We start from the raw sequence: 21,788 nt of genomic DNA on the forward strand, positions 1-21,788 counted from the left end.
CGTCGATCACGGCGGTCGGGAGCGACCGCCCTCGCCGAGGCAACCCGCACAGCATACGTCAGGGCGTCATTCGCATACTTCGCGGGCCAGCAGGTCGGCCTCCGACTCGCGGCGCAGCAGCGGGTGGGAGGCGCCGTCCGCCACGGCGACCACGGGCGGCCGGCCGACCATGTTGTAGTTGGACGCCATCGAGTACTGGTAGGCCCCGGCCGCCGGGACGGCCAGCAGGTCACCGGGGTGGATGTCTTCCGGCAGTGGCACCTCGGCCAGCACGTCGCCGGCCTCGCAGTGCCGGCCGACCACGGTGACCGGCCGGTAGGCCGCGCGCAGCGGCCGGCCGATCACCCGCACCGGGTAGCGGGAGCCGTACAGCGCCGGGCGGGGGTTGTCGCTCATCCCGCCGTCCACCGCGACGAAGGTGCGGCCGCCGGGCCGGCGCTTCACCACGGCCACCCGGTAGAGCGCGATCCCGGCACCGCCGACGATCGCCCGGCCCGGCTCCACGGACAGCCGGGGCGGCGGCACGCGGTGCGCGGCGCAGGCCGCGCGGAGTGCGGCGGGGACCCGCTCGGCGTAGGCGGCCAGGTCCAGCGCGCGGTCCGCGTCGGTGTAGCGGATGCCGTGCCCGCCACCCAGGTTGAGCTGGTCGAAGGTGATCCGGTGCCGCCGGCCGAGCTCGGCGTACAGCCCGATCATCCGCTCCGCGGCCCGTTCGTACGGCGCCACCGAGGAGATCTGCGAGCCCAGGTGGCAGTGCAGCCCGACCAGGCGCAGCCGGGGCTGCTCGAGCACCCGGCGGACCGCGTCGGCGGCGGTGCCGTCGGCCACCCGGAAGCCGAACTTCTGGTCGGCGGTCCCGGTGGTCACCGCCCGGTGGGTGCCCGCGTCGATGTCCGGCGCGATCCGGATCAGCACGTCCTGCCGGTGCCGGGTCAGCGCGGCCAGCTGGTCGATCTCGTCGGTGGAGTCGATCACCACCCGGCCGACCCCGGCGGTGGTCGCCGCCTTGAGGTCCTCGGCGGTCTTCACGTTGCCGTGCAGCACGATCCGCTCGGCCGGGAATCCGGCCGCCCGCGCCACCGCCAGCTCGCCGGCCGAGCTGACGTCCAGGCCGAGCCCCTCCTCGGCGACCAGCCGGGCCATCCCGGTGCACAGGAAGGCCTTGCCGGCGTAGATCACCTCGGTGCCGGGCAGCGCGGCGCGGTAGCGCCGGCACCGGTCGCGGACGTGCTCGGTGTCCAGCAGGTACGTCGGGGTGCCGTGCAACGCGGCCAGGTGGCCCACCGACACGCCGGCGAGGGTCAGCTCGCCGGCGCAGTCGGCGCGCGCGGTGAGTGGCCAGAGGTTCGGCTCCAGTCGCGCGTTCAACGAGGTACGCAGGGATGGGACTAGGTCGCCGAGGGTCACCGGGTCCTCCGGGTTGCGAGTGTTGCGCCGGCGGGTGCCGGCGCCTCGCAGGTCTTGCTACGCCGCGCCGGCTCCGCTCGCCCGGAGGGTTGAGCCGATCCTTGCGCGCCCGGCCCGGTTTCTTGGCGGGTTCTTGACGATCAGGTGGCCGGGGTCACGGCCGGCGCCGGATCACGAGGCCGTGGGAGTGGCGTCCGCCGCCTTGGGCCCGGGCTCGGTCGCGGGGGTCGACGGAGTCGGCAGGCGAACCGTCGCGGCCGCCACGGAGGGGTCGGGGACCGGCTCGGTGGGTGGGGAGGCCGGGGGGCCGGCGGGGCGGGCCTCGGCGTCGGGGTTTGCCCGGGATTCGCCGGGGACACGCCGCCCGGCGGCGTCGGTGGTGGCAGTGGCGCGGAGTTTGCCGTGGCGAGGTCCCGGAGCGCCGGCGGCGGGAGTTGTCGGGGAGCCGGGGAGGGCCGCGGAGTCGGCGGCGGAACCGCCGGGAAGCCCGTCGGACGGAGTTGTGGGGCCGGGGACGGTGTCAGAGGTCTTTGGGGCGGCGGTGGAGACGGCGGTGGGGGCTGTCGGGGAGTCGTCGGGGACGGCGGGGGGAATCGTGGGGGAGTCGTCGGGGACGGCGGCGGGGGTCGCGGGGGAGGTCGTGGTGGTGTCGCCGGGGAGGTTCGCCGGGGGATCGGCCCGGAGGGCGACGGGGGAGTCCGGCGCGGGTTTGCCGGGGAGGGAGCGAGTCGTCGAGATCGCTTCCGAGTGACTCGCCGCGAGGGTTCCGGAAGAGGTCTTGCGGACGCCGTGGGCGAGTTCGAAGGCGAGTTGAAATCCTATAGGTGATCCATCGAATGCGGCGTCCGCCAAGGTCCACTTTACCCCGGCGAATTCGAACTCGGACGGCAGAGCGACGCCCAGGCCGCCGGGCACCTGAGCCATTGCGCCGGCAAGATCGGGCAGCGGTTCCAGCTGCCGGTGCCGGGCAAATCGGCCATTTTGATCACGTAATGGCGGGGGCACCTGCATCTCTCCCCGCTGCGCCGGAATGCTCGGCGTGCCCTTGCCGGACTTGCCCTGGCGAACCCGCTTGACAGGGGGTTTCTTGGTCTTGGCCGGGGCGCTGGCCGGCGCGTCGCACGCGGCTCCGGAGGTCTGTTCGGAGTCAGCCATTGGTCCGTTCCTCAGCTCGGTGGCTCACCCGAATGGTGTCGCCTGGGGAAACAATCGGCCCTTCCTTAACACAACGTTAGCCCTGTCACGAAACTGTGACCTCGCGGTATGTGTTTGGAAATTCAGCGGCCTGTTCACGATGCGTAATGAGCCGATTACTGAGATCGATTTCCCGCAGCTGTGCGCATGATTGTTCGATCATTGGCGCTAATGATTACTAGTCGTCGTGATTTGCTATATCGCAACATTCCGCATTTCCGCCGGAACCCCGGAATTCGTCGCACTTGCGTCCTGTGGGACAAAAGTGAGAATTGGGACGTGGTGATTGAATTCTCAGACGGCACAGTTGTCACTTGCGTCTCAAGATCATTGCTAGACCCGCGAAGCGCCGCTAGCTTAGGCGCCCGCGCCAGTCGAAGCCGGTGGCGCGTGACGCGCTCGGGGGGCGTCATCCACGTCCGAACAGCGAGGTGACCCCCACTCCGTGGCCGATGAACGGCAAGCGCGCAAGCTCGAGTCCGGCGCCCTCAAACGATGGGCCGACATGTCCGAGGAAGAGATCGAGGACGACGCCCAGGAGCTGCTCGAGGACGACGAGGACGACGAGGACGACGAGCAGTCCGACAGCTGAATCCTTGGGAGTTCCCGCGACCTCGGCGTCGTCCGTCCGGCCGGGCCCGGCGTTCCATCACGCATCGTGACAGCTCCGAGCGGCGTCGAGGGCCGGACGCGGGATGCCGTTCGTCGACATCGACACCAGTCTGGCCCGGCCGGGATCAAACCAGACGGACGTCGATGTCGATGAACCGAATAGGGTCGACCCGCCACGCGGCTGTTACGCAGCGTAATTCTGACCGCGGCGTGCGCCGCGGTGTGAAGTGCGTCCTCAGGCGTTGCCGTTGAAGAGGCTGGTGACCGAGCCGTCGTCGAACACCTCGTGGATCGCGCGGGCGATCAGCGGGGCGATGGACAGCACGGTGAGCCCCTCGAAGCGCTTCTCCTCGGGGATGGGCAGCGTGTTGGTGACGACCACCTCGCGCGCGCCACAGGTGGACAGCCGCTCCTTGGCCGGGCCGGAGAGCACGCCGTGCGTGGTCGCGATGACCACCTCGGCGGCTCCGTCGGCGAGCAGCTCCTTCACCGCGCCGGCGATGGTGCCACCGGTGTCGATCATGTCGTCGATCACGATGCAGGTGCGGCCGGTGATCTCGCCGACCACCCGGTTGGCCACCGCCTCGTTCGGCCGGCGCGGGTCCCGGGTCTTGTGGATGAACGCCAGCGGGCAGCCGCCCAGGCTCTCCGACCACTTCTCCGCCAGGCGAACCCGGCCGGAGTCGGGGGAGACCACCGCGATGTCGCGGTCGGCGTAGGAGTCGCGGATGTAGTCGGCGAGCAGCGGCATCGCCCACAGGTGGTCCACCGGGCCGTCGAAGAAGCCCTGGATCTGCGCGGTGTGTAAATCAACCGTCATGATCCGGTCCGCGCCGGCGGTCTTGAACATGTCCGCGACCAGCCGGGCCGAGATCGGCTCGCGGCCCCGGTGCTTCTTGTCCTGGCGGGCGTACGGGTAGAACGGCATGACGGCGGTGATCCGCTTGGCCGACGCGCGCTTCAGCGCGTCCACCATGAGCAGCTGCTCCATCAGCCAGTCGTTGATCGGGTTGGTGTGGCTCTGGATGACGAAGGCGTCGCACCCCCGGACCGACTCCTCGAACCGCACGAAGATCTCGCCGTTGGCGAAGTCGTGCGCGGTCTGCGGGGTGATCGACACGTCCAGGTGCTTGGCCACCTCTTCGGCCAGCTCCGGGTGTGCCCGCCCCGCGAAGAACATCAGGCTCTTCTTGGGAATCGTCGACATGGCCGACATGCTGGTACCAGCCCTCCTACCCGACTTGGCGTCCCCCGCTCGGCGCGGTGTGGGTACCTACAGTGTCGCTCGCCGCTCGGCGCGGCGTTGCGTCGGGTGTCTCCTCGGGCTCCTCGGCGGCCGCCCGCTCCGCCGCGAGCGCGGCCGGGGTGCCCGGCCGGCGCCGGGTCACCCAGCCGTCCAGGTTGCGTTGATCACCGGCGGAAACGGCCAGCGCGCCGGGGGGAACGTCCTGACGGATCACCGCGCCCGCGCCGGTGTATGCGCCGTCCCCGACGGTGACCGGGGCGACGAAGGTGTTGTCCGAGCCGGTGCGCACGTAGGAGCCCACGATGGTGCGGTGCTTGGTCACCCCGTCGTAGTTGACGAACACCGAGGAGGCGCCGATGTTGGACCGCTCGCCGATGCTCGCGTCGCCCACGTAGGTCAGGTGCGGCACCTTGGTGCCCGCGCCGATGTCGGAGTTCTTCACCTCGACGAAGGTGCCGATCTTGCCCGAGGCGCCGAGCCGCGCGCCGGGACGCAGGTAGGCGAACGGGCCGACGCTGGCCTCGGGGCCGATCTCCGCGCCGGAACCGTGGGTGCGGGTGACCTGTGCGCCGGCGCCGATCCAGCAGTCGGTGAGCGTGCTGTCCGGGCCGATCTGGGCGCCCTCGGCCACCGTGGTGGTGCCGTGCAGCTGCGTGCCGGGCAGCAGCGTGACGTCCCGCTCCAGCCGCACCCGCACGTCCACCCAGGTGGTGGCCGGGTCGACCACCGTCACCCCGGCGCGCATCCAGCCCTGCAGCAGCCGCCGGTTCAGCTCGGCGCGCATCTCGGCCAGCTGCACCCGGTCGTTCACCCCGCACACCTGCCAGCGGTCGGTGCAGCGCAGCGCGCCGACCCGCCGCCCGGCCGCGTGGGCGAACCCGAGCACGTCGGTCAGGTACTGCTCGCCCTGGGCGTTGACCTGCGCGGACGCGGCGAGCGTGGCCAGGCCGTCGCGCAGTACGTCGGCCTCGAAGACGTAGACGCCGGAGTTGATCTCGTTGATCAGTAACTGTTCCGGGGTGGCGTCGCGGTGCTCCACGATCGCCGTGACCGGTCCGCCTGGTCCCGCATCCCCGTCGCGCAGCACCCGGCCGTAGCCGGTCGGGTCCTCCAGCTCGGCGGTGAGCACGGTGACCGCGTTGCCGGCGGCCGCGTGCTCGGTGAGCAGCCCGCGCAGCGTGGCGGCGTCCAGCAGCGGCACGTCCCCGTAGGTGACCATGACCGGCCCGCTCAGTGCGGGCAGCGACTCGAGGGCGCAGTCCACCGCGTGCCCGGTGCCGTTCTGCTCCTCCTGGATGGCCAGCAGCGCGGAGCGGCTCAGCTCGCCGGCCAGCCCGGCCAGGTACTCCCGCACCTGGTCACGGCCGTGGCCGGCCACCACGACCAGGTACTCCGGGGCCAGTGCGGCGGCGGCGTGCACGGCGTGGCCGAGCAGCGCCCGGCCGGCGATCTCGTGCAGCACCTTGGGCTTGGCGGAGTGCATGCGGCGCCCTTCGCCGGCGGCGAGCACCACAACGGCGGCCGGGTTGGGGGCGTCCAGGGCGCCCGTTCCGGACGTCAACGCGTGTCCCGAGTAGTCACCAGTGTCACCCGCCCGCCCGTTTGTGCCGTTCCTGCTACCTTCCAGCATCGCGGTTCCCCCCGCCTCGTCGCTTGCTCGTGCCACGTCCGCTGGACCGGAGCATGGTAGGGCCGGACCGGCCGGCCACTTTCCCGTGACCCCGGTTTCCCCCTCTCCCGGCCCGGTCGCTGCGGACGGTTACGTTCAGTAGCCCGATACGGTGCTGCAGTTTTGTCAAGCCTCAGCCATCACGTGGCGCGTCGTGGCCCGGAAGTAGCGTAAAGGGACCGGGTTCGCGGCCCTGATCTGGCCGCCGGGCTGTGCGCTCCGGCAACTTCCGCGTGCGCCGAACTGGGCGCCCGCTCGGGCCAGCGCGTTCCGCGCTAGATGACTCCGGCGATGAGTCGGGCCAGCTCGTCCGGCCGGGACAGGAACGGGTGGTGGCCGGCGGCCAGCTCGAGCACCCGGCCGGCGCGGGCGGCCCAGAGGCGCTGCCGGTCCGGCGGGGTGGCCCGGTCCTCGGTGCAGATCACGGCGGTGCTGGGCAGCTCCCGCCAGGCGGCCGCGCCGGGCGGCTGGGTCAGCGCGGCGGCGGACTGCCGGCCGATCCGGTCCAGTGCGCCGCGCACGGCGGCCGGGTCGCAGTCGGCCAGGAAGTGCGCGCGGAAGTCCTCGTCGGTCAGGTCGGCGCGCAGCCGCACGGCCGTGCCGCCCGGCTCCGGCTCCAGCCAGGACGGCCCGGCCGGGTCGGCCAGCGCGGTCACCGGCTGGTCGGCGTCCGGCGGCATCGAGCTGAGGTAGACCAGGTGCCGCACGTTGCCCAGCCCGGCCGCCGCGCCGGTGATCACCATGCCGCCGTAGGAGCTGCTCACCAGCAGCACCGGCTCGTCGCCGGCCGCCGCTACCCGCACCGCCTCGATGTCGTCCGCCAGGTCGCCCAGCGGCCCGTCGCCGTCCCTGGGCCCGCAGCTGGGCAGCTCCACCGCCGCCGTGGCCAGCCCGGCCCGCGCCAGCGGCCCGACCATCCGGTGCCACCACCATTCCCCGTCCACCACGCACGCCCCGTGCACGAAAAGAAGCTTCATCCGGCGAGTCCAGCACTCCGGGGCCCGCCGGGGCGAGCCGGTTCGCGCAGAGCGTCATGGGCGCCCGCTAACATCCCGGAGTGCCCCCGCTCCCCGCCGATGACGTCCTGCCGCGCCTGTTCGCCGAAGGCGTGGTGTGCGGGGACGCGGCGGACTGGTTGCCCCGGTTGCCGGCCGAGTCGGTGGACCTGTTCTTCACCAGCCCGCCCTACGCCGATGCGCGCGCCTACAGCCGCATCCACCCGGACCGCTACGTGTCCTGGTTCATGCCGTTCGCCGACGCCATGCGGGCGGCCACCACCGAAACCGGCAGCCTGTTCCTGAACATCAAGAACCGGGTGGCCAACCGGGGCCCGCTCAAGGGGCAGCGCCACCCGTACGTGTACCAGCTGGTCCTGGCCATGCAGGAGTCCGGCTGGCGGTGGATCGAGACCTACATCTGGGCCAAGCCGAACGCCGTGCCCGGCCGGTTCGGCCCGCGCACCAAGGACAGCTTCGAGTACGTCTACCACTTCGCCAAGGGCGGCAAGCCGTACTTCGACCTGAACGCGGTCCGGGTGCCGTACCGGGCCGACGCGGCGGAGATCGCCCGCCGCAAGTCCGACCGGCTGGGCCGGCGCAACACCGAGGCCGGCTTCGGCCGGGACCGGACCAAGACCTACCTGCACGGCGGGGCCGACCCGGGCAACGTGGTGAGCGTGCCGCAGACCTACAACCAGCACCGGGGCGTGGCGCACACGGCGGCCATGCCGGAGGGCCTGGCCGAGTTCTTCGTGCGGGTCGGCTCGCCCAAGGACGGCGTGGTGATCGACCCGTTCGCCGGCGGCGGGACCACCGTGGTGGTGGCCCGGCGGCTGGGGCGGCGGGCGGCCGGCATCGAGATCCACGACCGGTTCGTCGCCGAGGCGCACCGGCGGATCGCCGAGGACGACCCGGACGACGTGCCGGGTTCGCTCCAGCACGTGGGCTGACGCGGATGGCCCACACGCCGGAGGACACCGTCGAGGAGATCGTCGCGGCGAGCAGCTGGGACCGCCGGGTGGCCGGTCTCCGGCTGGTGCCGCAGCGGCACGGAACCGTCGAGCACAGCCGGATCTTCGCCGAGGTGGCCCGGGCGGTGTACGTGCCGGCGCTGGCCCCGGACTTCGCCTACATCCACCCGGCGCCGTTCTACGAGCCGGACTACTTCCAGCTGGTCTACGACGCCGCGCACGCGGCCACCGAGGGGTTCGCCTCGGTCGGCGAGGACGAGCTGGCCGCCGTGCTCACCATGGACCCGCGCACGCTGCTGGTGTTCCGCACCATCGCCGGGCTGACCAAGGAGGAGTTCGGGCACGCCAGTGCGCTGGTCGGCGGCCCGCTGGGCCTGCCGCCGGTGTCCGCCAGCAAGGTCGACTCGATGGAGCGGCGCGGGATTCCGGCCTCCGCCGGGCAGGTGCAGGTGGTGGCGCGCACGCTGACCCGGATCATGGACGGCACCCTGTTCGGCGAGCCGGCCGGGGAGCTGCGCAGCAAGCAGGACAAGCCGGACACCGCCGACGGCTGGGCCTCGGTGCGCAAGTTCGCCGACGGAGGGGTGCCGTTCGCGCTGTTCCTGCACCAGCGGCACTACGGCGGGTCGTTCCGGCAGCTGTTGGACGCCACGTCCAGCCGGCGCGGGAACCTGATCGAGGACGCGGTGGAGGCGCTGTTCGCGGAGCACGGGATCAGCTTCATCCGCACCGGGGCACACAACCAGGGCGAGATCGCGGACCGGTTCGAGGTGCAGGTGACCCCGGCGCCGGACTTCGTGGTCTACGACGGCGCTGGCGCGCTGCGCGCGATGCTGGAGTGCAAGGCCACCAACAACGGCGGTACCGCGCGGGACAAGGCGCTGCGCTTCGAGCGGCTGCGCGACGAGTCGGTGCGCCTCGGCGGAGTGCCGCTGATCGCGGTGCTCGGCGGGATGGGCTGGGCGCGGGTGAACGACACCCTCGGCCCGGTGGTCCGGGACACCGACGGCCGGGTGTTCACCCTGGCCACGCTGGACGAGATGCTCACCGTGGCCCCGTTCCCCGCCCTGATCGGCCCCTGATCAGGTTCTCGGGTGCGGTTGAGGTGCGGTGCCGGTTCGAAGGACGGCTTGGACGGCGGGGTTTGCGTTGTGTGCCGCTCGGGCACGGCCGGTTGCGTTGGGTTCGTTCGCGGGCTTTGGTCACTGACTGTGACCGGGCGTGGCGATATGTTGATCCCTGGCGCGACGAACGGAAGGCGGCGAACTCAGCCTCACGACGGCACGTTCGTAACTGTCCGTGGCAGGCGAGCCGAAACGGGCCGTGCCGAGGTCGCCAGCAGGCCCGAGCCGTGCCCGTCCGGGCCGTCCGTCGTACCGGCGCACCGCACCTCAACCGCACCCGAGGGCGCGGGGTGCCCGATCAGGCGCTCTTCGCCTGGGCGCCGGGGCCGGGGCGCGGGCGGAGGCGGTCCTCCGGCTCCAGCGCGTGGCCGTTCTCGCAGGTCAGCGCGACCCGGACCGCGCCGCCGCAGTCGGCGTGGGTCAGCCGCACCGGGGCGCCCTCGGGGCCGGCCAGGTGCGTGTCGCCGTAGTCCATGAGCGCGACCAGCACCGGGCGCAGGTCCCAGCCGGCCGGGGTGAGGCGGTACTCCTGGCGGGCGCGCTGGCCCGGCTCCCGGTAGCTGCGCTTCTCCACGATGCCGGCGTCCACCAGTGCGGCCAGCCGTCGGGTGAGCACGTTGCGCGCGATGCCGAGGTGATCGACCAGGTCGTCGAACCGGCGCATGCCGTTGAACAGGTCGCGCAGCACCAGGATCGTCCAGGGCTGCCCGATCACCGACATGGTGCGCGCGATGGAGCACACGCCGCTTTCCAGTTCGCGAAAGTGCATGACCGACATCATACCGAGTTCAGTTGCCATTGAGGACCCAGCTCGTGCACCCTCGGCCAGGTGACCGAGCAGTTGACCGCCCGCGAGCGCACCCACCACTGGCAGGACCCGCACGCCGTGGCCGCCGAACTGGTCGGCCGGGACGGCCTCACCGTGCTGCGCGGCTGGATCGACGGCACCATCCCGGGCCCGCCGCTGGTCGAGACCATCGGCCTGCGCCTGGTCGAGGCGGACGCCGGCCGGGTGGTCTTCGAGTTCACCCCGGCGGAGTTCCACTACAACGCGCTCGGCGGAGTGCACGGGGGCATCTACGCCACCGTGCTCGACTCGGCGGCGGGTTGCGCGGTCCACTCGATGCTGCCCGCCGGCGTCGGCTACACCAGCCTGGACCTGACCACCAAGTTCCTCGGCCGGATCACCCTGGACACCGGCCCGATGCGCTGCACCGGCACCGTGCTCCACCTGGGCGGGCGGACCGCGCTGGCCCAGGCCGAGCTGCGCGACACGGCCGGCCGGCAGTACGCGCACGCCACCAGCAGCGCCCTCATCCTGCGCGGGTAGTCGCAGCCCGCCGGTTTCATGATCACCATGGCATGACGGTCGGTTCAGGGCGGATGAGGCGGCCCTGATGTCATGCTGATCTCCCAGATCGGTCCGGTTGGGTGCGGTGCTGGTTGCAAAGCGGCTTGGACGGCGCGGCTGGGCGGTCTGCCGCGGCTTTTGTGCCGCCGCGTCGCGTTCGGCTACACGGGGTAACGACTGGCCGGCACCAACCCGGCTCCCGTTCGTCGCGCCTCGGGCGTGATCGTCGATTCTGGCGGTTCAGCGTCGATTTTCGCGGCTGAACCGCCAGAGATGGCGATCAACCTCTCGCTGAACCCAGTCACGGCCTGTGATCAGGCCCAAGGCCACCGGCGCCAGGGCTGCCAGGCCCGAGGCCGCCAGCACCAGGGTCGCCAGCGCCAAGGCCACCAGCACCAGGGCCACCAGGCCCGAGGCCACCGGCACCAGGGCCACCGGCACCAGGGCCACCGGCACCAGGGCCACCGGCACCAGGCCCGAGGCCGCCAGCACCGAGGCGGCCGGCGCCAAGGCCACCAGCACCGAGGGCAAACGCAACGGGCCGCAGCCAAGCCACGGCAGACCACCCAGCCGCGCCGTCCAAGCCGCCCTGAACCGGCACCGCACCCCAACCGGCACATTCCATGATCATCAGGGCATCAGGGCCGCTCCGGCGCGCCCAAACCGGCCCTCATGTCCTGATGATCACGAATCGGGGGATGGCGGCCGTCGGGCGGGGGAGAGGCGCGCCGGCCACCCGGTATCGTCGACAACCGGCACGGAACAGGTTTGGCGCGCCCCGCCCGGCGGCCGCGCCTCGGTGGCCCGTGCACCATCCGGAACGCCCAGTGGAGATCACGCAACCCATGCTCGAGCGCAGCGTCGTCGACAGCCTCTTTCCGGCCGATCTGCCGGAGCCGTCCCACTGGGAGGAGCACTACCCGCCCCGGGAGCTGCCCGAAGGCGCCTACGTGACCCGGTTCGCGCCCAGCCCGACCGGCTTCGTGCACATCGGCGGCGTCTACACCGCGATGGTGGCGAAGGAGGTGGCGCACGGCTCCGGCGGCGTCTACTTCGTGCGGGTGGAGGACACCGACCAGGCGCGGTTGGTCGCCGATGCGGCGGAACAGTTCGATCGGGCCTTCGCCTACTTCGGCATCGGGCCCGACGAGGGCGGGGACGACCCGTACGGCCCGTACCTGCAGTCCGCCCGCGAGCGGATCTACCTCAGCTACGTGCGCGAGCTGATGCGCCAGGGCCGGGCCTACCCGTGCTTCTGCACCCGCGAGGAGCTGGAGGAGATCACCCGCCGCCAGCGGGCCACCAAGCTGCCCACCGGCTACTACGGCAGCTGGGCGCGCTGGCGGGACGCCGACCCGGCGGAGGTCGCCGCGAAGCTGGAGGCCGGCGAGGAGTACGTGGTCCGGTTCCGCTCGCCGGGCGTGGAGGGCCGGGTCGGCTTCGACGACGCGATCCGGGGCCACCTGGAGCACGAGGCGAACCGCAACGACGTGGTGATCCTGAAGAGCTCCGCGCAGAGCCCCCGGCTGCCCACCTACCATTTCGCGCACGCGGTGGACGAGCACCTGATGGGGGTCAACCTGGTGCTGCGGGGCGAGGAGTGGATCTCCTCGGTGCCGCTGCACCTGCAGCTGTTCGAGGCCCTGGGCTTCCCGCCGCCGCGCTACGCGCACATCGCGCCGCTGATGAAGACCGAGCCGGGCGGGGTGAAGCGGAAGCTGTCCAAGCGGAAGGACCCCGAGGCCTCGGTGGACTTCTACCTGGACGCGGGCTACCCGGCCGCCGCGGTGCTGTACTACCTGCGCGGGCTGGCCAACGGCCGGCTGGCCGAGCTGCCGCTGGAGCAGGCGCTGGCCGAGCCGATCCGGCTGGCCGAGTTCGGGGTGGCCGGGCCGCTGGTCGACATGGTCAAGCTGGCCGACATCAGCGCCGACCACATCGCCACCCTGGACGGGCCGACCGTGCTGGACGCGGTGTCCGAGTGGGCCCGGCAACGGGACCCGGAGCTGGTCGAGGTGCTGGCCAGCGAGCGCGAGCTGGCCGAGCGGGCGGTGGACGTCGAGCGGGTGGGGGTGGAGAACCCGCGCAAGGACCTGGTGCGCTGGTCGGACTTCCGGCAGCTGTACGGGTTCTTCTTCGGCGCGCTGTTCACCCCGGTGACCGACCCGGCCGACGAGCGGCTGGGCGGTCTGGACGTGGCGCTGGTGCGCAAGATGGCCGCCGACTTCGCGGACAACTACTCCTGGTCGGACGACCAGCCGACCTGGTTCAACCAGATCCGCGAGCTGGCCGCCCGGCACGGTTTCGCGCCCAACCCGAAGGCCTACAAGAAGGATCCGGACGCCTACCCGGGCATGCTGCGGGACGCCGCGAACGTGCTCCGGGTGGCGCTCACCGGCTCCCCCCGGAGTCCCGACCTGCACGCGGTGGCTGGCGCGCTGGGCGCCGACGAGGTGGCGAGGCGGGTGCGGGCACTCGCCGGCTGAGCAGGCGAGGCGGGTGCGCAGGCGAGGCGGGTGCGCAGGCGAGGCGGGTGCGCAGGCGAGGCGGGTGGGCGCCCGCGGCGGGCGGCGGTGTGGTTCCCCGTCGGCGCCGGGCGTCGGTGATCGGTCGGTGAGCGGTGGACGTCGGCGCCGGGCGGTGGCGTCGGTCCGGCGACGGCCGGCGGAGAGGCGAACCTGAGCGGAGAGCGCGCCGGACGGAGCAGTGCCCGGCCGACGATCGGCGCAGTCGGCGGGTGCTCGGCGCGCGGCATGTGCTCGAGGTCGACAGTTCACCGTTCGGCCTCTCAGGCCGGGTTTGCCGCCGCGCGGGCCGCCCTATGGTCGCCGCATGCTCCCCGGCAAGGCTCGTCTGTGCTGGGCTGTCGCGTTCCTGGCGGTCATGGTTGCCCCGACGCTGCTCAGCCTGGTCAACGGCAGTGACAACCCGCTGCTGAACCAACTGGCCGTGCAGAGCGGGGTGCTCGCCACCGGGCTGCTGGTCTGCGCGGTGATCACCCCCTCCCGGCTGCGCTCGCTGACCCGCGCGCTCGGCATCGAGGCGGTGCTCGGCGTGCACCGGCTGCTGGGCCTGCTGTTGCTGCTGATGGTGGTACTGCACGTGGTGCTGGTGCTGGCGTCGGCCCCCAGTGCGGTCACCCTGTTCGACCCCCGGCAGTGGTCCATGCCATCGCGGGCCGGCATCGGCGCCACGGTCGGCCTGGTCGCCCTGACCGGGCTGGCCGTGCTGCGGCACCGGGTGCGGCACCGGTACGCGCTGTGGCGGTGGGTGCACCTGGCACTGGGCGGCTCGGTGGTGGTGCTCACCGGGCTGCACGTGTGGTGGCTGCGGCACCTGGTCAACGACCCGCCGCTGCGCATCACCTTCGGCCTGCTGGCCGCGCTGGTGCTCGGCGTACTCAGCCACCGCTGGGTGTGGCGGCCCAGCTTCGACGCCCACCGCGCCTACGAGGTGCACGAGGTGCGGGCCGAGACCGGTGACGTGAACACCCTGGTGATCCGGCCGCGCCGCCCCCGGCACGGGTTCGACACCTCGTCCATGCCCTACGCGCCCGGCCAGTTCGCGTGGCTGCGGGTGGGGCGGTGGGTCGGCGCGGAGGAGCACCCGTTCACCATCGCGTCCGCTCCGGCCGGCACGGAGTCGGTGGAGTTCACCGTGCGCAACGTGGGTGACTTCACCGGCGGGTTGGCCAAGCTCAGGCCGGGTGACCCGGTCTGGGTGGACGGCCCGTACGGGTCGTTCACCTGGGAAGGGCGGGAGAAGCGGGCCGGCCTGGTGCTGGTCGCCGCCGGGGTCGGCATCACGCCGATGATCAGCATGCTGCGGGCGCTGGCGCTGCGGGGGGACACCCGCGAGGTGCTGCTGGTCTCCGGCGCCAGCACGGTGGACGAGCTGCTCTTCCGCGACGAGTTGCGCCTGATCGGCCAGCAGCTGCGGCTGACCCTGGTGGAGACGCTGAGCCACCCGCCGGAGGAGTGGCCCGGGCGCACCGGCCGGATCGACGGCGCGCTGCTGCGCGACGTGCTGCCCTCCCGGGGCGCCCGCCGCAAGCTCGAGTACTTCGTCTGCGGCCCGCCGGCCATGGTGACCGACGTGGTCACCGCGCTGGAGGAGCTGCGTATCGACCGGGCTCGGATCCATACCGAGCAGTTCGAGATGGTCTGAGAAGGGAACCTGAAGTGCATTCCGAGAACGGCGCCGCCCGCTTCGTGCGCTGGGCGGTGCTCGGCAGCGCGGTGGTGGCGATCCTGGTGTCGATCGTGTTGGCCGGGCGCTCGCCGTCCGCGCCGCAGTCGTTCTCCTCGCTGTTCGGCGGGGGAACCCAGAGCACCCAGTGGGGTCCGCTGAACTCCTCCGACCGGGACATGCTGATCAAGGTCCGGCAGGCCAACCTGTGGGAGGGGCCGATGGGGGAGCAGGCCGCGCAGCGCGCCACCAGCCCCGCGGTCCGCGAGGTCGGGCGCAAGCTGGGCGTCGAGCACGCGCAGCTGGACGCCGCGCTGCGGGAGGCGTCCGCGAAGCTTGGCGTGGTGCTGCCCAGCCAGCCGTCCGACCAGCAGAAGGTGTGGATGGGGCAGATCACCGACGCGCCGACGGGGGCCTACGACAAGACCTTCGTGAACATCGTCCGCTCGGCCCACGGTGAGGTGATGCCGCTGGTCGAGGGGGTGCGTTCGGGCACCCAGAACGAGGTGGTCCGCAAGTTCGCCATCCAGGCCAGCGGGTTCATCGCCCGGCACATGACGTACCTGGAGAGCACCGGCATCGTGGACTACTCGCTGTTCCCGCCGACCACCGCGCCGGCCGCCCGGCTGGTCTCGGTGGGCGGTTTCGACCTGCCGGTCACGCTGATGCTGTTCGGGCTCGCGGTGATCGTCGCGGCCGCCGCGCTGCGCGGCATGAGCCGCCGCCGGGCCGGACCCAGAACGCCGTCCTTCCCGGTTCCGCCGGTGCGCCCCCGCGCCCGGCGCACCGACTCCCTGCGCGCGCCGACCTGGCCCCGCCTGATCCCCACCCAACGGACCGCCTCACCGGAGGACACGCTGGAACGCCGGCCGCCCAAGCTGCGGCGCAAGGCCGGCAATCGCGGCTGGTAACCGTCCCCTAACTTACTGCACTGTGATATATTTCACAGGTTCTGAATCGCTACCGGGGGGTAGCTCGGGGCGGCGCCGGCGTGCCGCCCTGTAAAGCGATCAAGGGGGCTTATCCATATGACCGTCAGCGTGCAGCATCCACTCTCCGATACCGTGCACTCCGCCGCGCACGGGTCGTTCCCCGCGGCCGACGGCCGGGCAGTGGTGGTCGGGCCGATGAGCGGGCCGTGCGACATGGTCGCGTTCTTCGCCGGCCACGTGGAAGTGGCGGCCGACGTACCCCAGGACTGGGTGGACGAGAACCTGAGCATCACCCCGTCGGGGAACCCGGCCAACGTGACCGGCGGGATCTTCGGCTTCGTCCAGAAGCTGGCCGAGCGGCTGGGCAACCCGCCGACCTACTCCAGCCTGCTGACCTCGGCCTCGCACCGGTCGGGTTACCTGCACGGCAAGGTCGAGGAGGGTGGCGAGCCCGAACCGGGCTGGGCGGCCTACCGGGACAACGTGAGTTGCTTCAGCTACCAGGGCACCGGCTCCGCCGGCCGCTTTGCCCTCGCGCACGGTCCCGGCGGCCGGTGGGACGTGCACATCCGGGTGGACCAGGGCGGTGGCGGCCGGGTGGGCCGCGAGCTGCTCTCCGCCGCGAAGGTCTGCGTGCCGGACCGGAGCATGCTGTTCGGCTCGGCCCCGCTGCACGACAGCCGGGTGCTGCGCACCCTGTTGGCCAGCGGCTTCGAGCCGATCTGCACCGAGGTACTGTTCCTTACCAGGCCACGCAGGTAGCGCTCCGCCGCCAGGATTCGAACCTGGTCTATCGGAACCAAAATCCGATGTGCTGCCAGTTACACCACGGCGGATCGGGTGTGTCGGTCGGCTCCATCTTCTCACTGCTCAAATGGGGAGCGGCGAGGGGATGGGGCCGACACACCGGTGGGCAAAGACACGCCGTGAATCGTTGCCCCGGGGTTACGGCGCAGGCTCACCTAACTTACGCTGGCGTAGGTTACGCCAGACGTAGCCGGATGCGACCGCGAATCCGACCGCACCGACTCTCCGAGGTGACCCTCTTCCATGGCCAGCACCGCCGAGGCCGTCGCAGGCCCCATGCCGATCGTCGAAGGCAAGCGACCGACCTGGCAACACGTCTTGATCTACATATTCGTCATCGTCCCGATGCTCGCGTTCTTCGCCGCCATTCCGATGGCCTGGGCCTGGGGCATCGTCTACTGGCACGACCTGGCCATGATGGTCGCGTTCTACGTGATCGGCTGCCTGGGCGTGACGGTCGGCTACCACCGGCACTTCACCCACAAGTCGTTCAAGGCGCGGACCTGGTTGCGGGTGGTGCTCGGCATCGCCGGCTCGCTGGCCGTGCAGGGCTCGGTCATCCGCTGGGTGGCCGACCACCGGCGCCACCACGCCTTCTCCGACAAGGAGGGTGACCCGCACTCGCCGTGGCTGTTCGGCACCTCGCCGGCCGCCGTGGTCAAGGGCTTCATCCACGCCCACTTCGGCTGGTTGTTCGATCGCGCGGAGACCAACGAGCGCCGGTTCGTCCCGGACCTGCTCGCCGACCGGGCGATCATGCGGGTGAGCAAGAACTTCACCTGGTTCGTGGTGGCCAGCCTGGTGCTCCCGGCGCTCATCGGCGGGCTGGTCACCTGGTCCTGGTGGGGCGCGGCGACCGGGTTCTTCTGGGGCGGCCTGGTCCGGATGGGCATCCTGCACCACGTCACCTGGTCGATCAACTCGATCTGCCACATGGTGGGCAAGCGGCCGTTCGCGTCCCGCGACCGGTCCCGCAACTTCTGGCCGCTGGCCATCCTGAGCATGGGTGAGTCCTGGCACAACCTGCACCACGCGGACCCGACCTGCGCCCGGCACGGCGTGCTGCCCGGCCAGATCGACATCTCCGCCCGGCTGATCTGGATGTTCGAGAAGTTCGGCTGGGCGCGGGACGTGCGCTGGCCGACCCCGGCCCGGCTGGCCAAGCTGAGCACCAAGTAGCCAGAGCTGATGCCGGGCACGCGCGCCGGGGCGTCCGGCTCGGGCGCGCGGGTCCGGATGACCGGCGGCGAGCGCCGCGAACAGCTCATCGAGGTGGCCCGCGAGCTGTTCGCGGAGCGTGGCTTCGCGGCCTCCTCGGTGGAGGAGGTGGCGCAGCGCGGCGGGGTGAGCAAGCCGGTGGTGTACGAGCACTTCGGCGGCAAGGAAGGCCTGTACGCCGTGGTGGTCGACCGGGAGACCCGGCGGCTGCTGGACCGGTTCGCCACCGCCCTCGCCGACCCGCCGGTATCTCCCGAGGGCGCCGAACTGGGCGCCCGCTCGGTGCCGGCTCCGCCGGGCAGCCACCCCCGAGAGTTGCTGCGGCGCGCCGCCTCGGCCTTCCTCGGCTACGTGGACGAGCACACCAGCGGCTTCCGGGTGTTGGTCCGGGACACCCCGCCGACCGGTGGTTCCGGGATGTTCTCCAGCCTGCTCGGGGACATCGCCGGGCAGGTGGAGCACGTGCTCGCGCGGGAGCTGGCCCGCCACGGCATGGACCCGGCCACCGCCCCGCTCTACAGCCAGGCTCTGGTCGGGATGGTCGCCCAGGTGGGTCAGTGGTGGCTGGAGGAGCGGCGGCCCGGACGCGACGAGGTGACCGCCCATCTGGTGAACCTGGCGTGGTTCGGACTTTCGCGGATGGGTGAGGAACATCCCCCGACGGAGTGAGTTACTGTTCCCGACGTGCTGACCCTGCTTCCCGAGCGGCTGGACGGTGTGGCGCTGATCGGTGCCCACTGCGACGACATCGTCGTCGGCTGCGGCGGCACGCTGCTCGAACTGTGCCGGGCCCATCCCGGGACGATGATCGACGCGGTGGTCTTCACCGGCGGCGGGAGCCTGCGCGAGGAGGAGGAACGCGCCGCGCTGGCCGCTTTCTGCCCCGGCGCCCGGCTGCGGGTGAGCGTCCTGGACCTGCCCCAGGGCCAGCTCACCCCGCGCTGGGAACGGGTCAAGCGGGTGCTCGAGGACCTGCGGGTGCGCGCCGAGCCGGGCCTCATCCTGGCGCCCTCGGAGCGCGACGGCCACGCGGACCGGCGGGTGGTCGCCCAGCTGGTTCCGGTGGCCTTCCCGGACCACCTGGTGCTCGGCTACGAGATCGCCCAGCACGAGGGTGACCTGCATCAACCCCGGCTCTACTCGCCGCTGGCCGAACCGGTGCTGCGGGAGAAGGTGGACAAGATGCTCGAGCACTACGGCTCGCAGCGGGACCGCCCCACCTTCGACGCCGAGTCTCTGGCCGGGTTGGCCAGGCTGCGTGGGGTACAGTGCCGCGCGCGATATGCGGAGGCGTTCCATGTCACCCGTTTGGTACTCGGGCTGGCCCCGCTTAGCGTGTCCAGCACGGAGAGCCCCTACGGTCTTTCGGCAGGCTGAAGGATTGCTCGAGCCCTCGAGCTACCGGGTGTGTTCAAACGGGTACTCTCTGCGTCTGTAGTCGACCCGAAATGAGGTGTGGCGGGTGGGCGTGTTCGCCGCGTTCGGAATGGCGGCTCGGCGGTGGTATGTCCTCCTCCCGCTGGCGCTGCTTTCCGTCGGCGTCTCCTGGCTCGCTTATACCCAAATGCCGGCCGTTTACACGGCGACCGCCTCCCATCAGGTGAACGGCCCGGCCAACGGCGGGTACGCGAACGCGGCCACGATGGCGGCCCAGCTGGCCGAGGAGGTCCAACCCTCCGGCGCCGGGCGCGCCCGGAACGTGCACCCGCCGCTCACCGTGACCGCCCGCCCCGGGTCTTCCATGATCACCGTGCGGGCGGACGCCGACTCCGCCGACAAGGCGCTGCAGGACGTCAACCGGGTCGGCGGAGATCTGACCAAGAAGCTGGACGAGCACCAGCTCGAACGGTCGGTGCCGGCCGGCTCGCGGATGCGGCTGGACACCCCGGCCAAGCCGGTGGTCGGGCCGCCCGTGCGCACCACGGGCTGGAAGGTGTTCGCCGCCACCCTGCTGTTCGGGCTGATGCTCTCCGTGGTGGTCGCCGCCGCCGTGGAACGCAGCGCCCGGCGCCGGCGGGACATGCTCGAGGACGCGGTCGAGGAGGATCCGGACGACGCCCCCACCGAGGTGGTCCCCGTGGTCACCGACGAGGGTCCGCCGGAGCCGGCCTCGGCGGGCGCCGACGCCGAGCCGACCCGCGCCGAGGCCAAGCGCGGCCGGCGGTCCGCCAAGTCCTCCCGCTCGGCCAGGCGAAAGGCCGGGATACCGGCCGAGCCGGCGCCGGCCGATCCGGTGACGTCGAAGTTGGATCTGTCGGCTGCGAAGCCGGTCGTTGATCCGATGACGTCGAAGATGGACTTGTCGGCTGCGAAGCCGGCTGTTGATCCGGCGACGTCGAAGATGGACTTGTCGGCGGCGAAGCCGGCTGTTGATCCGGCGACGTCGAAGTTGGACTTGTCGGCTGCGAAGCCGGCTGTTGATCCGGCGACGTCGAAGATGGACTTGTCGGCGGCGAAGCCGGCTGTTGATCCGATGACGTCGAAGTTGGACTTGTCGGCTGCGAAGCCGGTCGTTGATCCGGCGACGTCGAAGATGGACTTGTCGGCGGCGAAGCCGGCTGTTGATCCGATGACGTCCAAGCTCGACCTTTCGGCGGCGAAGCCGGGGAAGGCCCCGGCGGCGGGCGAGCGCGGGAAGCCGGGCGACCGGAGCGAACGCAAGGCCGCTTCGCCCGCACCGGACGCTCGCGGAGTGGTCGATGCGCCCACCCGCGCGGTGCCGCCCGGCTCGGGCCAGCCGGTGCCGCCCGGTGGGCCGCCGCCGGCTCGTGGTCCGGAGGCTCCGTCCCGGGGCGGCGACCCTCGGCCCGGCGCCGCCGCCCGGCCCGCCAACCCGCCGAGCACGCCCTCCGGCCGTGGCGGCACGGGATCGCCCTCCGGGCCTCTCGCCGCCGGGCCGGCCCGCGGTGCGGGAGGCACTGCTCCGGCCGGTGCCGCCGGAGCTGGACCCGCTGGCGTTGCCGGTCGGGGCCAGGGTTCGCCGTCCGGGCCCGACGCGGGGCGTCCCACCGGTCCGCCGGTCAGGCCGACGCCCGACCCGGTGGAAACGGGCTCCCGCCCGGGCGGCGAAGCGGTCCGGCCCCCGGCTCAACCGGGCCGTCCGCCGGTTCCTCCGGCTCCGTCGGGTGGTCCCCACGGTTCGTCGGCCCAGCCCGGCCGGCCTCCTATGCCGCCCACCGCCGACCCTGGTGGGCCGCTCCCGCCGGCCGGCGACGCGCGTCGGCCGTCGCTCCCGCCGAGCGGGCCGCGGGGCCGGGGACCCGGCCGGCCGGGAGCGCCGGAGCGGGAGCAGCGGATGCCACCGAGGACGGTCGGGCCGAAGGCGGCGGCCGAGCCGACCGGGACGGTCACCCCCGATTCCGCGAAACGCCGGCCACCGCCGGAGCGTCCCCGCGAGTCGGTGAGCAACAGCGGGGGGTACCACCCGCCGCTGGCCAACCCGTTCGGCGGACCGGACTCGGCCACCTTCAACTCCTCCGACCTGTGGGCGCCGGCCACCGGCGCGGACGAGGGCGCGGAACGGTGGCTGCCGCATCTGCCGGGCGACCCGCCGCCGTCCTCGCTGCGCCCGGTGCAGGGCATCCAGCCGACCAACCGGTACCAGCCGCCGCCGCGCTTATCCGAGAGTGAAAGCGTCGCCGACCTGGAGGACCCGGACGACGAGTTCTTCAGTGCGGAGGCCCGGTCCATCGGCCCGTCCCGGGACTCCGGCCGCGAGGACCGCCGCCCGCCGCCGCCCGCCCCCAAGCCGCCCGCCCCCAAGCCGCCCGCCCCCAAGCCGCCACGGCCCCCGGCCGCACCGCCACCCCCGCCGCCACCGTCGGCCAAGCCGCCACCGGCGGCGTCGACCGAGCGGGACGACGAGGGCGACGAGTTCGACTGGTCCGAGTTCGACGAGGACGAGGACAGGGACGCCGAGCCGCCCGAGCCCGGCCCGCGGTCCTCCGGGGATCCTGGGGCCAAGCAGGACTGGTCCGGCTGGGACCGCACGGACCGCTCCCGCGAAACCGCCGCCGGCTAGCCACACCCAGAGTCGGCTCGACCGCCGACGAAAGCCGGCGGGCGTCGCGC

General features: G+C 72.3%; 19 protein-coding genes and 1 tRNA gene. 12 read left to right on the plus strand and 8 right to left on the minus strand.

The genetic code is table 11. The features are described 5' to 3' along the window. Positions 1-66: 66 nt before the first annotated feature. Positions 67-1,407 (minus strand): diaminopimelate decarboxylase, encoded by a 1,341-nt coding sequence (gene lysA / locus ABEB12_RS09280; RefSeq protein ID WP_185066674.1) that lies wholly within the window; start codon positions 1,405-1,407, stop codon positions 67-69. A 1,639-nt stretch (positions 1,408-3,046) separates the two neighbouring features. Here lysA and ABEB12_RS09285 point away from each other — a divergent pair. Further along, complete coding sequence (locus ABEB12_RS09285) at positions 3,047-3,193, plus strand: hypothetical protein (RefSeq protein ID WP_185066673.1); 147 nt, start codon at positions 3,047-3,049, stop codon at positions 3,191-3,193. Positions 3,194-3,448: 255 nt separating this feature from the next. Here the strand turns inward: ABEB12_RS09285 and ABEB12_RS09290 are convergent, their stop codons facing one another. From ABEB12_RS09290 to ABEB12_RS09300, 3 genes are all read right to left on the minus strand, one after another. Continuing rightward, entirely contained in the window at positions 3,449-4,429 is a 981-nt protein-coding gene (locus tag ABEB12_RS09290) for a ribose-phosphate diphosphokinase (protein ID WP_185066672.1), read from the minus strand. Between the two features lie 16 nt (positions 4,430-4,445). Continuing rightward, on the minus strand, positions 4,446-6,089 hold the full coding sequence (glmU, locus tag ABEB12_RS09295; protein WP_185066752.1) for a bifunctional UDP-N-acetylglucosamine diphosphorylase/glucosamine-1-phosphate N-acetyltransferase GlmU: 1,644 nt from the start codon (positions 6,087-6,089) through the stop codon (positions 4,446-4,448). Between the two features lie 314 nt (positions 6,090-6,403). After that, on the minus strand, positions 6,404-7,105 hold the full coding sequence (locus tag ABEB12_RS09300; RefSeq protein WP_185066671.1) for an alpha/beta fold hydrolase: 702 nt from the start codon (positions 7,103-7,105) through the stop codon (positions 6,404-6,406). 80 nt (positions 7,106-7,185) lie between these two features. Between ABEB12_RS09300 and ABEB12_RS09305 the strand changes: the two genes are divergently transcribed. Then, positions 7,186-8,076, plus strand: a complete 891-nt coding sequence (locus ABEB12_RS09305) for a DNA methyltransferase (protein WP_221499084.1) — start codon at positions 7,186-7,188, stop codon at positions 8,074-8,076. Between the two features lie 5 nt (positions 8,077-8,081). Next, on the plus strand, positions 8,082-9,179 hold the full coding sequence (locus ABEB12_RS09310) for a hypothetical protein (protein WP_185066670.1): 1,098 nt from the start codon (positions 8,082-8,084) through the stop codon (positions 9,177-9,179). 340 nt (positions 9,180-9,519) lie between these two features. On the opposite strand, the gene ABEB12_RS09315 is transcribed toward ABEB12_RS09310, so the two are convergent. Continuing rightward, positions 9,520-9,990, minus strand: a complete 471-nt coding sequence (locus ABEB12_RS09315) for a winged helix-turn-helix transcriptional regulator (protein ID WP_185066669.1) — start codon at positions 9,988-9,990, stop codon at positions 9,520-9,522. A 60-nt stretch (positions 9,991-10,050) separates the two neighbouring features. On the opposite strand from ABEB12_RS09315, the gene ABEB12_RS09320 reads away from it, so the two are divergent. After that, positions 10,051-10,551 (plus strand): hotdog fold thioesterase, encoded by a 501-nt coding sequence (locus tag ABEB12_RS09320; protein ID WP_185066668.1) that lies wholly within the window; start codon positions 10,051-10,053, stop codon positions 10,549-10,551. 261 nt (positions 10,552-10,812) lie between these two features. Here ABEB12_RS09320 and ABEB12_RS09325 read toward each other — a convergent pair whose 3' ends face one another. Beyond that, positions 10,813-11,094, minus strand: a complete 282-nt coding sequence (locus tag ABEB12_RS09325; RefSeq protein WP_185066667.1) for a hypothetical protein — start codon at positions 11,092-11,094, stop codon at positions 10,813-10,815. A gap of 323 nt (positions 11,095-11,417) precedes the next feature. On the opposite strand from ABEB12_RS09325, the gene ABEB12_RS09330 reads away from it, so the two are divergent. From ABEB12_RS09330 to ABEB12_RS09345, 4 genes are all read left to right on the plus strand, one after another. Then, the gene (locus ABEB12_RS09330) at positions 11,418-13,058 is read left to right on the plus strand and encodes a glutamate--tRNA ligase family protein (protein WP_185066666.1); all 1,641 of its coding nucleotides are present in this window, start codon (positions 11,418-11,420) and stop codon (positions 13,056-13,058) included. 346 nt (positions 13,059-13,404) lie between these two features. Then, positions 13,405-14,739: a ferric reductase-like transmembrane domain-containing protein gene (locus tag ABEB12_RS09335; protein ID WP_185066665.1), complete on the plus strand. Its 1,335-nt coding sequence runs from the start codon at positions 13,405-13,407 to the stop codon at positions 14,737-14,739. A gap of 14 nt (positions 14,740-14,753) precedes the next feature. After that, the gene (locus tag ABEB12_RS09340; RefSeq protein ID WP_185066664.1) at positions 14,754-15,671 is read left to right on the plus strand and encodes a DUF4142 domain-containing protein; all 918 of its coding nucleotides are present in this window, start codon (positions 14,754-14,756) and stop codon (positions 15,669-15,671) included. Positions 15,672-15,788: 117 nt separating this feature from the next. Continuing rightward, the gene (locus tag ABEB12_RS09345) at positions 15,789-16,454 is read left to right on the plus strand and encodes a hypothetical protein (RefSeq protein ID WP_185066663.1); all 666 of its coding nucleotides are present in this window, start codon (positions 15,789-15,791) and stop codon (positions 16,452-16,454) included. Between the two features lie 2 nt (positions 16,455-16,456). Here ABEB12_RS09345 and ABEB12_RS09350 read toward each other — a convergent pair. After that, a tRNA-Gln gene (locus ABEB12_RS09350) sits at positions 16,457-16,528 on the minus strand. 214 nt (positions 16,529-16,742) lie between these two features. Between ABEB12_RS09350 and ABEB12_RS09355 the strand changes: the two genes are divergently transcribed. From ABEB12_RS09355 to ABEB12_RS09365, 3 genes are read left to right on the plus strand one after another with little or no spacing between them, the layout of a single operon-like run. Continuing rightward, positions 16,743-17,678, plus strand: coding sequence for a fatty acid desaturase (locus tag ABEB12_RS09355; protein ID WP_185066662.1), 936 nt, complete (start codon positions 16,743-16,745; stop codon positions 17,676-17,678). A 57-nt stretch (positions 17,679-17,735) separates the two neighbouring features. Next, entirely contained in the window at positions 17,736-18,386 is a 651-nt protein-coding gene (locus tag ABEB12_RS09360) for a TetR family transcriptional regulator (RefSeq protein ID WP_185066749.1), read from the plus strand. A 15-nt stretch (positions 18,387-18,401) separates the two neighbouring features. Continuing rightward, a complete protein-coding gene (locus tag ABEB12_RS09365) occupies positions 18,402-19,094 on the plus strand; it encodes a PIG-L family deacetylase (RefSeq protein WP_185066661.1) in 693 nt (230 codons plus the stop codon). A 219-nt stretch (positions 19,095-19,313) separates the two neighbouring features. Here the strand turns inward: ABEB12_RS09365 and ABEB12_RS09370 are convergent, their stop codons facing one another. Continuing rightward, positions 19,314-20,582: a hypothetical protein gene (locus ABEB12_RS09370; RefSeq protein WP_185066660.1), complete on the minus strand. Its 1,269-nt coding sequence runs from the start codon at positions 20,580-20,582 to the stop codon at positions 19,314-19,316. Positions 20,583-21,012: 430 nt separating this feature from the next. Here ABEB12_RS09370 and ABEB12_RS09375 point away from each other — a divergent pair, with 430 nt between their 5' ends. Further along, positions 21,013-21,738, plus strand: a complete 726-nt coding sequence (locus tag ABEB12_RS09375; protein WP_185066659.1) for a hypothetical protein — start codon at positions 21,013-21,015, stop codon at positions 21,736-21,738. Positions 21,739-21,788 lie beyond the last annotated feature (50 nt).

The organism is Actinospineispora eucalypti (genome assembly GCF_039543365.1).
GTDB classification, from domain to species: Bacteria; Actinomycetota; Actinomycetes; order Mycobacteriales; family Pseudonocardiaceae; genus Pseudonocardia; species Pseudonocardia eucalypti.

Coding starts and splice junctions, on each gene's coding strand:
- ABEB12_RS09290 (WP_185066672.1), bottom strand. CDS start 4,429: ATGTCGGCCATGTCGACGATTCCCAAGAAGAGCCTGATGTTCTTCGCG.
- glmU (WP_185066752.1), bottom strand. CDS start 6,089: ATGCTGGAAGGTAGCAGGAACGGCACAAACGGGCGGGCGGGTGACACT.
- ABEB12_RS09300 (WP_185066671.1), bottom strand. CDS start 7,105: ATGAAGCTTCTTTTCGTGCACGGGGCGTGCGTGGTGGACGGGGAATGG.
- ABEB12_RS09310 (WP_185066670.1), top strand. CDS start 8,082: ATGGCCCACACGCCGGAGGACACCGTCGAGGAGATCGTCGCGGCGAGC.
- ABEB12_RS09315 (WP_185066669.1), bottom strand. CDS start 9,990: ATGCACTTTCGCGAACTGGAAAGCGGCGTGTGCTCCATCGCGCGCACC.
- ABEB12_RS09330 (WP_185066666.1), top strand. CDS start 11,418: ATGCTCGAGCGCAGCGTCGTCGACAGCCTCTTTCCGGCCGATCTGCCG.
- ABEB12_RS09335 (WP_185066665.1), top strand. CDS start 13,405: ATGCTCCCCGGCAAGGCTCGTCTGTGCTGGGCTGTCGCGTTCCTGGCG.
- ABEB12_RS09345 (WP_185066663.1), top strand. CDS start 15,789: ATGACCGTCAGCGTGCAGCATCCACTCTCCGATACCGTGCACTCCGCC.
- ABEB12_RS09355 (WP_185066662.1), top strand. CDS start 16,743: ATGGCCAGCACCGCCGAGGCCGTCGCAGGCCCCATGCCGATCGTCGAA.
- ABEB12_RS09360 (WP_185066749.1), top strand. CDS start 17,736: ATGACCGGCGGCGAGCGCCGCGAACAGCTCATCGAGGTGGCCCGCGAG.
- ABEB12_RS09375 (WP_185066659.1), top strand. CDS start 21,013: ATGCCACCGAGGACGGTCGGGCCGAAGGCGGCGGCCGAGCCGACCGGG.